The organism is Paenibacillus sp. XP01 (genome assembly GCF_057364885.1).
On the sequence record NZ_CP139481.1, the window covers coordinates 2,217,448 to 2,233,016 of the forward strand.

At 53.1% G+C, this 15,569-nt stretch carries 10 protein-coding genes; 7 read left to right on the forward strand and 3 right to left on the reverse strand.

The window, feature by feature from the left end; all coding sequences use genetic code 11:
• Positions 1-24 precede the first annotated feature (24 nt).
• The 4 genes from yicI (at position 25) to bcbE (ending at position 7,952) form a co-directional block, all read left to right on the forward strand.
• Positions 25-2,343, forward strand: coding sequence for an alpha-xylosidase (gene yicI / locus SNR34_RS10295; RefSeq protein WP_486181828.1), 2,319 nt, complete (start codon positions 25-27; stop codon positions 2,341-2,343).
• 77 nt (positions 2,344-2,420) lie between these two features.
• Positions 2,421-3,437, forward strand: a complete 1,017-nt coding sequence (locus SNR34_RS10300) for a phosphotransferase family protein (RefSeq protein ID WP_486181829.1) — start codon at positions 2,421-2,423, stop codon at positions 3,435-3,437.
• Between the two features lie 21 nt (positions 3,438-3,458).
• Positions 3,459-6,347 (forward strand): glycoside hydrolase family 3 C-terminal domain-containing protein, encoded by a 2,889-nt coding sequence (locus SNR34_RS10305; protein WP_486181830.1) that lies wholly within the window; start codon positions 3,459-3,461, stop codon positions 6,345-6,347.
• A gap of 294 nt (positions 6,348-6,641) precedes the next feature.
• A complete protein-coding gene (gene bcbE, locus SNR34_RS10310) occupies positions 6,642-7,952 on the forward strand; it encodes a bacillibactin exporter BcbE (RefSeq protein ID WP_486181831.1) in 1,311 nt (436 codons plus the stop codon).
• Positions 7,953-8,041: 89 nt separating this feature from the next.
• Here bcbE and SNR34_RS10315 read toward each other — a convergent pair whose 3' ends face one another.
• Together SNR34_RS10315 and SNR34_RS10320 are read right to left on the reverse strand one after the other, a co-directional pair.
• Positions 8,042-9,325, reverse strand: a complete 1,284-nt coding sequence (locus tag SNR34_RS10315; RefSeq protein ID WP_486181832.1) for an MFS transporter — start codon at positions 9,323-9,325, stop codon at positions 8,042-8,044.
• 6 nt (positions 9,326-9,331) lie between these two features.
• Positions 9,332-9,778: a MarR family winged helix-turn-helix transcriptional regulator gene (locus tag SNR34_RS10320; RefSeq protein WP_236417922.1), complete on the reverse strand. Its 447-nt coding sequence runs from the start codon at positions 9,776-9,778 to the stop codon at positions 9,332-9,334.
• A gap of 246 nt (positions 9,779-10,024) precedes the next feature.
• Between SNR34_RS10320 and SNR34_RS10325 the strand changes: the two genes are divergently transcribed.
• From SNR34_RS10325 to SNR34_RS10335, 3 genes are all read left to right on the forward strand, one after another.
• Positions 10,025-10,477: an RbsD/FucU family protein gene (locus tag SNR34_RS10325; protein ID WP_236417921.1), complete on the forward strand. Its 453-nt coding sequence runs from the start codon at positions 10,025-10,027 to the stop codon at positions 10,475-10,477.
• 141 nt (positions 10,478-10,618) lie between these two features.
• The gene (locus tag SNR34_RS10330) at positions 10,619-11,089 is read left to right on the forward strand and encodes a GNAT family N-acetyltransferase (RefSeq protein WP_339277357.1); all 471 of its coding nucleotides are present in this window, start codon (positions 10,619-10,621) and stop codon (positions 11,087-11,089) included.
• Between the two features lie 59 nt (positions 11,090-11,148).
• Positions 11,149-11,769, forward strand: coding sequence for a TraX family protein (locus tag SNR34_RS10335; protein WP_486181833.1), 621 nt, complete (start codon positions 11,149-11,151; stop codon positions 11,767-11,769).
• Between the two features lie 68 nt (positions 11,770-11,837).
• On the opposite strand, the gene SNR34_RS10340 is transcribed toward SNR34_RS10335, so the two are convergent.
• Positions 11,838-15,545 (reverse strand): non-ribosomal peptide synthetase family protein, encoded by a 3,708-nt coding sequence (locus SNR34_RS10340; RefSeq protein ID WP_486181834.1) that lies wholly within the window; start codon positions 15,543-15,545, stop codon positions 11,838-11,840.
• Positions 15,546-15,569 lie beyond the last annotated feature (24 nt).

Genomic DNA, 15,569 nt, shown 5'->3' on the forward strand with positions numbered 1-15,569 from the left:
TATAACCAAAGGGGGTAATGATCAATGAAATTTACGGACGGTTATTGGCAAATCCGTGAAGGATACCATGTGCAAAATCCTGCAGATGTTCGAGATATAGTACAAAAAGGCGATACCATGACGGTATACGCGGCAACCAAACGCATTGAACGCAAAGGAGATACCCTGAACGGAACGCTGCTCAAGGCGACTTACAGCTCTCCGATGCCTAACGTTATTCGCGTGCAGCTGAACCATCACAAAGGTCAAGTGAACCAAGGGCCGGAATTCGCGCTGAACACGTTCAATACCGATGTGCAAATTACACGCGATGAGCAGGGTGCCGTGCTGAAGAGCGGCGATCTGAGCGTGACTGTGGACAAAACCAAAGGTTGGGACATCGGCTTCTATTATAATGAGAAACGTCTCACTGGCAGCGGCTGGAGAGGCGCGGGATACATTCAATCCAAAGAAGAAGGCGCATTCTTCCGCGAACAGCTGGAGCTGGGCGTAGGCGAGTATGTCTACGGCTTGGGCGAGCGCTTTACTCCGTTCGTGAAGAACGGACAAGTCGTGGATATTTGGAACGAAGACGGCGGCACAAGCAGTGAGCAAGCTTACAAAAACATTCCGTTCTACCTGTCCAACAAAGGATATGGCGTCTTCGTCAACCATCCGGAAAAAGTATCGTACGAGATCGCTTCCGAGAACGTATCGAAAGTGCAATTCAGCGTAGCTGGAGAGTCCCTGGAATACTTCATCATCGGTGGAGCGAACCCGAAAGAAGTGCTTGATAATTACACCAAATTGACAGGCAAACCTGCACTGCCGCCGGCATGGACGTTTGGCCTGTGGCTGACGACTTCGTTTACGACGGATTACGACGAAGCAACGGTAAACCATTTCGTGGACGGCATGGCCGAGCGCGATCTGCCGCTTTCCGTATTCCACTTCGACTGTTTCTGGATGAAGGAGTACCAATGGTGTGATTTCGAATGGGACAAAGACATGTTCCCTGATCCGGAAGGCATGCTGAAACGACTGAAAGAAAAAGGTCTTAAAATCTGTGCATGGATCAACCCGTACATCGCCGAGAAATCCTACCTGTTCGACGAGGGTATGGAAAACGGATATCTTGTTAAACGCGCCGACGGCAGCGTATGGCAGTGGGATATGTGGCAAGCCGGCATGGGTCTCGTGGACTTCACGAATCCTGCGGCTGTGGACTGGTACAAAGGCAAGCTGAAAACGCTGATCGACCAAGGCGTGGATTGCTTCAAAACGGACTTCGGCGAAAGAATTCCGACGGACGTCGTTTATTATGACGGCTCCGACCCTGTGAAAATGCACAACTACTATACATTCCTGTACAACAAAGCCGTATTTGACGTATTGGAAGAAAACCTGGGCAAAAACGAAGCGGCGTTGTTTGCGCGTTCCGCAACCGTAGGCGGACAACAGTTCCCTGTGCACTGGGGCGGAGACTGCTCGTCCAACTATTCTTCCATGGCGGAATCGCTGCGCGGAGGCCTGTCCCTCGGTCTTTCCGGTTTCGGGTTCTGGAGTCATGACATCAGCGGTTTCGAAAGCACGGCAGAGCCTGACGTGTACAAACGCTGGGTACAATTCGGACTTCTTTCTTCCCACAGCCGTCTGCACGGTAACGAGTCGTACCGCGTACCTTGGTTGTTCGACGAAGAAGCGGTGGACGTGGTCCGCGACTTTACGAAGCTCAAGCTGAGCCTGATGCCTTACCTGTTCAATTCCGCGGTGGAATCGAGCGTGCAAGGTCTGCCGATGATGCGTGCGATGGTGCTGGAGTATCCGGAAGATCCGACATGCGCCACGCTGGACCTGCAATACATGTTCGGTGACTCGATCCTTGTGGCACCGATCTTCAACAAAGAGGGCGACGTTCGTTACTATCTGCCTGAAGGTACATGGACGAACTACCTGACTGGCGCAAAAATCGAAGGTGGACGCTGGATCAGCGAAAACCACGATTTCAAAACGCTGCCAATGATGATCAAACCGAACACGCTGCTTGCGGTCGGTGCGGTTGACAGCAAACCGGATTACGACTTTGCGCAGGATGTATCCTTGCATTTGTTCGAATTGGCAGACGGCCAGGCTGCAGAAGCTGCCGTCGTGAACCAAGCCGCAGAACAGGAACTGAAAGTACAGGTTTCCCGTCAAGGCGAAGTGCTTGAAGTACGTGCCGAAGGCGCGGGCAAACCATGGAGCATCGTTCTGCGCGGCATCGAGAGCGTATCCGGCGTAGAAGGCGGTTCTTACGCTGCCGGCGAGCATGGCGTGGTTGTAACGCCTGCAGCAGGCGCGAGCAAGCTGACGATCCAGTTGTAATCTGTTATTGTAAGGACGGTACCTCGTAAGGTGCCGTCCGTTTTTAAATTCTTTGGGGGCATAGGAGTTTGATGATCATGAACGCAACAAGAAGCACAGGGTTGCATCAACCCGTTACACCGGAAACGATTCAAATTTTGGTAAAACATCATTTTGGAACCGCTACCAATATAATCAGCCAACACATCATGCAGGGCGGACTTTTTAATACGACCTACAAGCTTGAGCTGGAGCATGAGGTATACCCGCATGTCATCCTGCGACTGGCTCCCGAACGGATCTGTTCTTCTGCCGATCCGGCAGCGGATCCGCTCTTTTCGTTTGAACGGACGATGATGTCCGCTGAACCCGTGATTTACGAGCATTATCGAAACGTAGGTATACCTGCCCCTCATGTCATTGTTTGTGATGACAGCGGAAAGCTTGTACCACGAACCTACATGTTCATGGCATTCATCCCGAGCGTGCAGCTGGACCACCCGTCGATTTGTGCAGAGCAAAAGGATCGTTTGTACCGCCAGCTTGGTGCTTATACTGCGGCGATGCACCAAATTAAGGGCCACTCTTTTGGCTGGCCGCAAAAAGACGGAACCATCCGGGGTTCGGAGAGATGGTCGGACGTGCTGCTTGCGTATGCCCGGGAAACTGCCGATAAAGCAGCGGCGGCGAATTACATGCCTGAGGCCGGGGAAGAGATCGTAACGCTGTTTGAGGCGCATCGCGATTTGTTCGATCAAGTCACCCAACCCGTGTTGGTCCATAACGACTTGTGGGAGGCCAATGTGCTGATCCAAACGCCTGTGCAGGATCGGCCCGTTATCGCGGCCGTGATCGACGGGGACCGCTCCATGTTTGCGGACAGGGAATATGAAGCCATCCTTTCCGGCAAATCCGCTTCGTTCCATGCAGGATACGGAATGGAGCTGGACATGTCCCCGGAGGGACAAACGAGGCGGCTCGCTTATCGGATCCTGTCGTCTTTCTTTAACGCATATGTGCATGAGCATCAGGTAAATCAACCCGAGGATGGGGAAGTATACCGCCAGCGGACGCTGAGTTTGCTGAAGGAGTGGAAGCAGCTTCTTGTCAACTAAACAATTGAGGGAGGAATTTCCGTGCACGAATATTACGATTACCCCATGTGGAACGCTTCGCTTTCGCTGGAGGAACGACTGGACGATCTGATCTCAAGGCTCACGCTGGCGGAAAAAATAAGTTTGATTCCGACGCGCGAAGCGGCCGTTCCGAGATTGGGCATTCCCAAATACAACGTGGGCGGCGAGGCTGCGCACGGGGTAGCCTGGAAGGGCGTCGCCACCGTATTTCCGCAGCCGCTCGGACTGTCGAGCACATGGAACCCGGAACTTCTGCGCCGGATCGGTTCCGTCATTGGCGATGAAGCGCGGGCATATCATCACAGGGAGCCCGAGGTTCACGGTTTGACCCTTTGGGCACCCACGGTAGATCTGGAACGGGACCCGCGTTGGGGAAGAACCGAGGAGGGTTACGGGGAAGACCCTGTGCTGACGGGAGAAATGTCGAAGGCACTGGTGCAAGGCATGCAGGGCGAGCATCCGTTTTATCTGAAAATGGTTGCGACGCTGAAGCACTTTTTTGCCAACAACAATGAAAAAGACCGCTTGAACTGCTCATCCAGCATCGATCCGCGCAATTTGCGCGAATATTATTTGAAAGCCTTCGAAGCTCCGTTCGTGGAAGGCGGTGCCTTGTCGATGATGACGGCGTACAACTCCATCAACGGCACCCCGGCCATCGAGAGTCCATATATCAACGATGTCGTTAAAGGAGAATGGGCGATGCCCGGCTTCATCGTGTGCGACGGAGGAGACTTGTCCCAGACGGTCGATTACCACAAGTACCACGCATCCCATGCAGAGTCGGCGGCAGGAGCGATCAAGGCGGGCGTGGACTGTCTTACGGATGAAGTGGACATGGTCGTGCCTGCCCTGGAAGAGGCGCTCCAACGCGGTCTGCTGCAGGAGAAAGACCTGGATCGGGCCATTCGCAACATTTTCGGCGTACGCATGAGATTGGGGCAGCTGGATCGGACGGGAGCGAATCCGTATGCATCGATTTCGGAGGATGTGTTGTGTGCGCCGGAGCATGCCCGGTTGAGTTATCGCGCGGCTGCCGAATCCGTCGTATTGCTCAAAAATGATGGACTGCTCCCGCTGAAACCGGAAAAGCTGCATAAAGTCAGCGTCATTGGGCCGCTTGCGGACGCGGTGTATACCGACTGGTACAGCGGCACGCTTCCGTACAAAGTTTCCGCATTGGACGGATTGCGAAGCCGATTGAAGAATGTGGAAATTGCCTATGAAGACGGCAATGATCGGATTTCCCTGAAAACTGCAGACGGAAAAGTGATTGTGCATGGAACTCAAGGAACTTTAGCTGCCGTTGAGGAAGAAGGAGCACAGCCGGCGGAGTTCGTACATCAGGATTGGGGCTGGGGGAGCCATACGCTTCGCAGCAGAAGTAACGACCGTTACGTCACATTGACCGAGGAAGGCATCTATCAGGCTTGTGCGGAACAGATCGGCGGATGGTTCGTCAAAGAAATTGTACGATTCGAGGAAGACGCTTCCGACGGCCATCAGACGCTGCGTTCATGGAACGGATTGCCTCTGGGCCTTCGCGAGCACAAGGGACAGTTGGTTCTCGCACCTTTGGCGGAGGAAGCGGAACAAGGCGCTGCAGTCCCGTTTGTGCGCGAGCTGCGGCTCGACGGGGTAGAGCGGGCGGCGCGTATCGCACAGGATAGCGACGTGTCCATCGTCGTGGTGGGTAACAACCCTTACATCAACGGCAAGGAAGAAATCGACAGACCGGGCCTCACACTTCCGACGGAGCAGATTCGGCTTGTGAAAGAAGTATGCGCGGCCAACCCGAACACCGTGGTCGTCATCATAGGCAGTTATCCGTTTGCCCTTCACGATCTCAAGGATGTGGCCCCGGCCATCGTGTACCTGACTCATGCGGGGCAGGAATTAGGCAGTGCCCTCGCCGATGTGCTTACAGGTGCTTATGCTCCGGCAGGGCGGCTCAACATGACATGGTACGAAGATGAATCCCAGCTTCCGGATCTGCTGGAATACGATATTATCCGTAACGGATGGACTTATCAATACCATGAAGGATCGGTGCTCTACCCGTTCGGGCATGGATTGACCTATTCCGAATTCGAATACGAATCGCTGCAAGCGGAACGAACGGTAGACGCGGAAGGCAAAGACGTGCTGAGCGTTGAAGTAAGCATTCGGAATGCCGGCTCTGTTGCAAGCGATGAGGTGGTACAGGTCTACGGTTCCGCGCAAACCTCCAGGGTCAGACGCGCCCGCAAGCAATTGCTGGCCTTCCGCCGGGTCCATGTTGCGGCCGGAGAACAAGCGATCGTGCGCCTGACGGTTCCCGTACAGCGTTTGGCCATGTGGGACGTGACCCGTGACCGTTACTGCGTGGAATCCGCCGTCTGGTCCATCATGGCCGGCCGTTCCTCCGCAGACGCCCGGCAAACGCTGGCGTTAGCCATTGAAGGAGAGACGATTCCCGCACGGAAGCTTCATCTGCCTACACCTGCGGAGAATTACGACGATTGCCATGCCGTTTTGCTGGATGAATGTTTGGAAGGAAGAACGGCCGTCCGAGCCATCGCTCCGGGAGAACCGCTATACCGTGAGGATCAGATCGCATGGATCGTGTTCAAGGATAATGGCACAGAAGACGCACGGCAGTTTGAAGCACGTGTATCGGATTTTGCAAACGCTGGCGACGCCCGTCTTGAGATCCGTTCAGGTGCGCCGGACGGCGAACTGATTGGCGAATGCGACGTTCCGAGCACAGCATCCGGTCCGATTCGGTACATGAAAGAGCGTGTCTGGACAACGGTACGATGTGAACTCAAGGCAAGTGATTCCGTGGAACAACTGTACATTGTGTTTAGAGGCGGGGCTGCACTGCAGCAATTTTGCCTGATTCCATAAACCAGCCTCGGCACATTTGGTGCTGCACTGAATGACCATGTTTACGTTGGGCTGAACCGCTTTGCATGCTGAAAGTTATGCAAAGCGGTTTTTTTCTTGCGAGCAACGTGTCTTCGGCTACGAAATGTTAGAGAAATCAAACCCGCCGTATATTAAAGTGAGCAATCATCCACAATAAAACCGTTGTTATTGGAGGAGATTCGTCAGTGGACCAGGCAGTAGCTCCATCCGGAATATTTCGGATGATGGAGTCGCATTGACCGGGGTTTCCTATCTCGTAAAGGTGGTTGTGGCATGAACGAAAAAAAGCGGGACCTTGCTGCATTGGCATCTATACCGGTTATTATGACCTTGGGAAATTCAATGTTGATTCCCATCCTTCCGCAAATTGAACGTCAATTGCATGTATCCTCCTTTAAAGTGAGCATGCTGATCACGGTATATGCGGTCGTTGCCATCTTACTTATCCCGCTTGCAGGTTACCTCTCGGACCGATTCGGGCGCAAGGTTGTCATTATCCCCAGCTTAATCATCGCGGCTGCAGGAGGGGCTGTAGCCAGCGTAGCGGCAATGATGCTTGCCGGCTCTGCCGCATATTGGACGATCCTTGCGGGCCGCTTGCTGCAGGGGATCGGTGCGGCAGGCGCGTTTCCCATCGTGATTCCACTGGTCGGAGACATGTTCGATGACGAGAAACAAGTGAGCAAAAGCCTTGGCATTATTGAGACCTCGAACACGTTCGGCAAGGTCGTTAGTCCGATCCTTGGTGCGGCGCTGGCTGCCTGGCTCTGGTATTTGCCTTTTATCGCCATACCGGTGCTGTGCGTGTTTTCCCTTGTGCTGGTCATCATATTTGTCAAAGCTCCGAAGAAAAAAGAACGTCCGCCATCCTTTTCCGAATTCGTGGCTTCGGTCAAAAAGGTAATGAAAGAGAATGGCCGCTGGTTATATGCTTTGTTTGCCATCGGCGGCATATGCATGTTTATCCTTTTTGGCGTGCTGTTTTATTTGTCCGAAATGCTGGAATCCAAATACAAGCTCGCCGGGGTGGTGAAAGGCCTTGTATTGGCGATCCCCTTGGCCGCGCTTTGTTTGGCGTCCTTTCTGGCCGGAAAGTGGATCGGCAAAAGCAAAGTACGCATGAAATGGATCGGATTTGCCGGTCTCGCCATTGTGACGGCGTCCCTTCTACTGATGGGATTCTGGAACAACATCTATCTAGTGGTCGGTTTGTTTTCCGCAGGAAGCGTCGGGATCGGGGCCACTTTGCCTTGTTTGGATGCCCTGATTACGGAGGGGATCGACAAAGAAATGCGGGGGACCATTACCGCGCTGTTCAGCAGCATGCGTTTTATCGGCGTATCCCTCGGCCCACCCGTCATTTCATTGTTGCTGGGCAGCGCTCACATGCTCCTCTTTGGCTTGTTGGCAGCCATAAGCGCGGTGGGCGCTCTCCTGAGCTTCTTTGCGGTCAAACCGGAGAAAGAAGAGCAGGAAAAAGGCGGGAAAAGCCAAGATCAGCAGCAGCGAAGCGTTTACGAAGAACCGAAAAATGGGTTTGAACAAAAGGGAATCCGGTCCAAACGAAACAAAAGCCCGTTCTGAACTGTCAGAAACGGGCTTTTTCCAATGCTTGCCGCCAGAGGCGCATGCTCATTGCATGTAAGGCTGCAACGTTGTTTCGGGGCTTCGCCTCAATCGTTTGTTTCCTTGTCTTTACCTTCGATGTGAGTATGCGCCAGCAGTGGATGAACCTGCACGTCGAAGCTGCCGCTGCGTTTGCCTTGAATGAGATAAATGATCAGGAAGAGCACCACGGCAACGGCCGAGTAACGATACATTTCGGTATAACTCGTCAATGAGGCAATGCCGCCCAGCAGGAGGGCACCCATGGCAATACCGAAGTCGAGCGAGTTCAGGAACATGCCGTTAGCCATCCCGCGCTGCGACGGAGCAACGATTTGAATCATCCACGTTTGCAGCGAAGACTGCATGGACCCATATCCGATGCCGTAGATGAAAGCAGACAACAGCATGAGTGGCATGGAGGTCGCGAACGAAAGAAGAATCAAACCGCCGGCCATGAAGAAGGTCCCCGGAATCAACAGCGCCTTCGGTCCTTTGCGATCATATAACCGGCCTGCAAAGGGACGGACAATAAGAATGGCGATGGCATTGAACAGGAAAAAGAATGCCGGATTGGACAAGTTGGCTTCTTTACCGTAAAGGACGATAAAACCGACGAGACCTCCATACGTAACGGCCAAGAGGGCGTTCAATATGCTGGGCAGAAACAGTTTCCGGTTGAACGGCAGCTTCTCTCCGGTGCCTGACACCGATGCGGCCTTGGGCTGAGCATGCGGCACTGAGCCTGCAGAAGAGGCGACTTTGTTCGCTTTTTTACGCGTTAACGATAAACTTAGCGGATAGATGACTGCAATAACGCCAGCCGTGCACAACATAAGCGTTGTGAAGCCTGCGCCTTGCAGGAGGGTGACCCCGATCATCGGGCCAATGGACATGGCCAGGCTTGTTGACAAGCCGAAATATCCCATTCCCTCGCCCATTCGCTTAACGGGAATAATATCCGAGGCCATCGTGGGGAAAGCCGTACTGGTCATGCCAAAGCCTGTGCCGAAGATCATGCGCAGGAGCAGCAGCAGGGCGATTCCGCCGGCAAAATAATAGCCCAGCGTGGCAAGCAGGGCGACGGTCAACCCAAGGTAGATCATGGTGTTGCGAAGCCCTCTTTCCAAAGCTTTGGCCGAATATAGGCGAGCAGCGATGGCGCATAGGGCGAACAGGCACGTAAATAGGCTTACTTCAAAGGCGTTCGCATGAAAACGCTCCTGTACATAGGACGGGAGCGGAGAGACGATCATATGCAGCTGCAAGAAAAGCAGAAAATTACAGAGCATAAGCAAAATAAAATCGATGGTCCATAGTTTGACGCGTGAAGCTTGTGGCGATTCGTTCATTGGTTGTTATTCCCCCTGAGTGTCTATTCGTTGAAGGTTGCGGTTGATGAGGGAGAGAACAGTTTTGAATGTTTCCATTTGCTCTTCCGGAATGTCGGCGGCGAGGATATCATTCATTCCTTTTTCAATCGGAATCAATTGGTCGAGCAATGCCCTGCCGTCTTCGGTAAGATAAAGAAGGTATGCCCTGCGATCCTGCTTGCTGGTGCGGCGTTCGACCATCCCTTTTTTTTCTAAAAGATCGATGATGCGGGCAGTCGTGGGCTGGTCTTTGCACACACGGGCAGCAAGCTCCTTCTGGTTGACCCCTTCCCCCCGGCCAATGTTAAACAGCACAGAGAATTGCTCTGTCGTGATGTCGTACGGCTTGAATCGATTGGCAAGAACGACAGCAGCCTTTCGATGGGTTAATCCCATGAGAAAACCGACAGATTGGTCCAGTGAATATTCCATGTGTGCGAGGCCTCGCTTCCTTCAAAAAAGTTGTTCGCAGAAATAGTTGTTGCAACAATTATATGTTGACTAAGTAGTTTTGTCAAAGCAAATTTATGCAAAGTGCACCATGCGATGGCAAGCAAAGCCTGTTACAATGTAAATGTGCATCCGTGCGCTGATAAGCCTCCGAACCTACCCAGACATGCAGATGGACAAATTCGATCCGCACCGGTCTTTGAACCGGGGAGTAAAAGGAGATACGTTATGCTGAAAAACATTCCGGCCATCCTGCCACCCGAGCTGCTTAAAATCATGTCCGAGATGGGACATGGGGACGAGCTTGTTTTGGCGGATGCCAATTTTCCGGCGGCGAGCCATGCCAAGCGGCTGATCCGCTGTGACGCCGTGGGAGCGGTCCAATTGCTGGATGCGATGTTAACCTTGTTTCCGCTTGACACTTACGTCGAACATCCCGCAGCAGTCATGCAAGTCGTTCAGGGAGATCCCGTCGTACCTGTCATTTGGGAGGACTTCCGAAAGAGCATTCAGCGCCATGAAGGTGTCGTGAATCCGCTTGAGGAAGTGGAGCGCTTTGCATTTTATGAAAGGGCTTCCAGGTCGTTTGCGATCATCGCTACCGGGGAAGGTGCGCAATATGCCAACCTGATTTTGAGAAAAGGGGTCATTCGTTCGAGGGTAAATAACCTTTTCCCCTAAGAGGCATGACTAAACCTGTCGAATGACGATAGATATTACAAACTTTGAGACGGATGATGTATGGGACCAGGGTCGATGCCTTGCTACAATAATGGAAACGATACAAAGGCAGGAATCATCGGAAAAGGGAGGTTGCACGCGATGCAATATAACCTGAAGTTGGCTGGCCCGGATGACGTCGTCCGGCTTGGAGAGCTGTTCAACCAATATCGAATGTTCTATGGGCAGGAATCGGATGAAGAGGGTGCCGTTCGTTTTATCTCAGAACGCATGGAACGCGAGGAATCTGTCATTTTGGCAGCCGTGTGCCCAAGTGGCATTAACGGCGTTGAACAAATAGCGGGTTTTGCACAACTTTATCCGAGCTTCAGCTCGGTATCCATGGGGAAAATATGGATTCTTAATGACCTGTACGTACACCCGGATCATCGCGGGCAAGGCATTGCAGGCATGCTGCTCGACGCAGCACGGGAAATGGCGTATCAGGATAAAGCAATCCGGATCGTGTTATCCACGGCGAAGGATAACGGGCAGGCTCAGCGGATCTACGAAGCCAAAGGGTATGTTCAGGACGCCCATTTCCTGTATTATGAACTTGATCTGCTGCCATAGGATGAACGCTGGCACAGCCGGAACAACGGAACATAACAAAGAGGAGGATTACAGCCAAAATGATGCAATGGATCGCGATGATCACGATGCTGATCGATCATATGGGCGCTATCTTTTATCCCCAGGTGCATGAGCTGCGCATCATCGGCCGTATTGCCTTTCCCATTTATGCTTTTGCCGTCTACATCGGTTACAAGCATACTCGGAATGTACAAAAATACATATGGAGATTGTTCTGGATCGCGGTCATTTCACAGGTTCCGTTTATGGCTGCCTTTAATCATGTCTCGTTAAACGTGGTGTGGACGTTATGGTCTTCCCTGCTGGTATTATTCGTGCTGGATCGGCTTCCAAACCGGTGGCTTGGCATTCCTCTCGTCATCGGGGCGGGGATCATCATGGAGCTTTCGACGATGGATTATGGCATGTATGGTTTGCTGCTGGTGCTGTTGTTCCGTTATTTTACGGGCCCGGTGCTGGTATTGGGACATGTTCTGATTACGGCAGTCTATATTATGGGATACAGCAGCTCCATCCAGATGTATAGCGTGGCGGCCACGATCGGTATCGCCGTTGCGATGCATTACGGAGCCCATTTCCGGATGCGAGGCCCGCGTTGGGTCTGGCGTTATTTCTATCCGGTACACTTGACGGTAATTGCCTTGATCAGGTGGATGTAAAAAAGGCCATTCTCCGCAAACATGGGAGAATGGCCTTTTCAGGCGTAAGGATAGGAAGAATGAGGTCGTTAATCCAGAGCCGAGGTGGCGTCCGAAGACGGCAGGATGGATGAAGGGAAATATCCGATGTCCACCGCATGCTTCAACATGGTCGTTACAAAGCGGTCATCCGCTTTCGCGCATATAATGCCGGCCGGCTCTACGTAGGCTGTCGTTACAGGGCAGGCATACATATATGCCGAATCCTTCGCGCCGTCTCCTTCGAGCTGGGCAATCGCGAGCTGCAGCGCCTCTGCATCTTTCTCCACGCTGGCGTCGAACAGCCACTGGGTATATTCCGCAAACGGCATCGTCTCCACCTGATATCCGGCACGCCGGATGGAGGCAATCAAGTCATCGTAGCGGATCGGTTCCGGGTTGCAGATGTGGAATACCCGTCCTGCCGTATCTTCGCGCATGGCCAGGTGGGCAATGGACTGGCTGGCGTAATCAATCGGCGTGAAGTCGACCATCCATTCCGCCGCCGGCGCTTTGCCGAGCAGCAGCATAGCTTTGATCATGCGGTAGAAGGCGTTGCTGTCAATATTGGTCTGGAAACGGCCGGTTTCCGAATGGCAAGTGAGATTGCCCGCCCGATAAATGCTTACAGGCACGCCTTCCCGGGCCGCCTGCATCAGAACCTTTTCCGCCTCAAGCTTACTGTCGGAGTACAGGTTGTCTACATGCAGATCTTCCGGGAAGCTGTCGTATTGCAATGAAGATTCCCATTGCCCGCTCAGCGCGAGATCTTCAGGTATGCCCATGGTGGAGACATGGTGGAAGGACGCACCCGGTTTGTGTCGGATCAGGCTGAGCAAGGAAACGGTGCCTTCGACATTGGTCTTGGCAAATTGCTCCGCCTCCCCGAAATGCCGAACGTCTGCCGCACAATGGATGATACGGTCGATGCGGGCCTGCACATAAGCGGCCTGCGCGTCGGACAGCCCCAGTCCTGGACGTTCAAGATCACCTTCTATGATCTCCACTCTCGCGGCAAGCATCGATTCGATGTCGTTTCCGAAATAACCTTTCATCACGCCGTTCAAGCGTTCCCTGGCCGTACTGCCATCGGATGGACGACGCACCAAGGCGTAAATGGTTGCATCGGAGCGCATGAGCAGCTGCTCCAGCACGTGGGATCCGAGATAACCGGTGGCACCGGTCAGCAGGACATGCTCCGGTTTCAATATCTCGGGATAACCCAGTCGGGTCTCCAGCTCCACCGGATGTTCCGCCAAACGGGTGATCGTACCTGCGTTCTTTGCGATCGAAGCCGAATCATCGTTGGCAGAAAGCGCCATGGATTCCGCGCGCTTCGCCAGGGCGCGGATTGTTTTTTCTGCAAAGAAGTCAGCGATTTTCAATTGTGGATAATGCCGCTTCAGGATGACCAGGACGTGGATAACGCGAAGGGAATCCCCGCCTACGGCAAAAAAGCTGTCCTCCACGCCAAAATCGTCGTGCCCCAGAATTTGCTTCCAGGCATCATATAGAATGGACTCTGTCCCGGTTGCAGGCATGACGCGGTCAGGCTGGTTCTCGTGCCGCTCTTCGTTAGGGAAATCCACCATTGCTTTGCGATGGATTTTACCGGTAGGAGCAATCGGCATCTCATCAAGCTGGCACACCCACTTTGGCACAAAATAGGAAGGCAGTTTGGCTGCCAGCTGTGCTTTGATGTCAGCGACGGAAAGGGTGGACCCGTCTTTGGACGTAAAGTAGGCGACCAGCATGTTTTGGCCATCGCTTTCCTTTTTGGGAATGACAACGACATTCTGCACTTGGTCCAGACGGGCAAAATGATCCTCGATCTCCCCGATTTCAATCCGATGGCCCCGGATTTTCAACTGGGAATCGCTGCGGCCGACATATTCGAGCAAGCCATTGTCCAACACTTTGGCAATATCGCCGGATTTGTAGATTTTCTCGTTTATGGCAAACGGGCTGTCAATGAAAGACTGGGCTGTACGCTCCGGCAGGTTCAAGTATCCTTTGGCAAGAGCAGGCGTGGCGATATATACTTCTCCCGGCACGCCTACCGGACAAAGCTGTTGCTCTTCGTTGACGATGTACACTTTGTAGTTGTGGATCGGTTTGCCGATCGGAATGTGGACCACATGATCCGGAACGCGTTCGCTAATGCGATGCGTCGTTGTAGCAACGGTGCACTCCGTAGGCCCGTAAACATTCACGATGTCGATTTGATCGCCAAACTTGCGTTGGAATGCACGAACCTGCTCGCCATAGAGAGCTTCGCCCGCAACGGTAATGATTTTGACCTTCGACAATCGGTGGAACCCTTCTTCCGACAAGTACGAAGCCAGCTGATTGAAAAAGATGGTCGGCAAAATCGTAATGATCGTGGTGCCTGTCCGCTCAATGGCGATTGCAAAGTCCTCAACGGACACGCGCTCTTCCGCGGACAGAAGATAAAGCTCTGCCCCGTAGAAGAGGGCCCCGATCGTATCCCACACGGATGCGTCAAAGCTGTATGTAGCAAATTGGGTTAATACGTCGCCTGGTTTAATGTCACAATCCCGCTGCACGACACTGCCCAAGTTCGTCACGCCACGATGAGCGATAAGCGCGCCCTTCGGTTTGCCCGTGGAACCGGAAGTATAGATGATATAAGCGAGGTCGTCGGGATGGACGTCGACGTTCGGGTTGCTGGCTGCAAATCCGGCGAGACGCCCGTCAACGGCAACAATTTGCCGCACGGTCGAGATGCCGGAGAATAATCGGGTTGCTTCAGCGAACGATGATTCCGTGGTCAGAACGAATGAAGACGAAGTGTCTTCGACGATGTAGCTGTTACGCTCCTCGGGATGCTCGGGATCGATCGGAACGTAGGCACCTCCCGCTTTGAGAATGCCAAGCAGGGAAATGATCGTTTCCAGGCTTCGCTCCATAAAAATGCTGACGAACTCGCCTTTTTTCAGTCCGTTGGACAGCAGGACGCGTGCCACTTGGTTGGCCCGTTCGTTAAGCTCGCGATACGTATACCGGCCGGATCTGGACGTGATCGCAGGCGAATCCGGGAATTCGGCGGCAGTGGCTTCAAACCAGCCATGGATCGTTTGGTGTTCCGGCTCGAGCACGGCGGTGTCGTTCATTTCGCGGTACACGAGCCGATCGGAAGCAGACAGAATGTCCACCGAGCCCAGTGCCCTGTCTGCACTGCGCAGGGCGGACCGCAGCAGGGTTTGGTAGTATTCCGCATAGCGGAGCACGGTGTCCTCCCGGAGAAGGGAGCGGTCATAGAATATATCCAGGGCAAATTGGCCCTGAATTTCGCGCATGTTCCAGCTTAGGACTTGCGGCCTTTGAGGGAGCTGGACGCTATTTAACATAAATAATGTTTCAGGATATTCCGCAGCAGAAGGATCTTGTTCGTGCTGCAGTTGCGCAGAAACCTGATCGTTTAATTCCCGGAACGCCATTTTACCATGAAGTTCCAGTCTAAGCGTGGCTGTCCGCTCCGGGCATACCGCCCCCACCGCAATTTCGCGTTCTCCGGACAATCGATACAGCAATGCCGCATAAGCGGTGAGCAAGACAGGATATAAGGAATCTGCTCCAAGCTTTTGGCTCAGCTCTGGGATCAGGGAAGAATCGATCTGAACATGAGCCGATTCATAGGAAAAGGTTTGATGCCGGCGTCCAAAATCCAGTGGAATCTGGAGAACCGGAAGATGAGATTCTGCGGCATGGTTTGTCGTCGTTTGGTTATCAATCACTTATGGGATCCTCCTTGTTTCCAT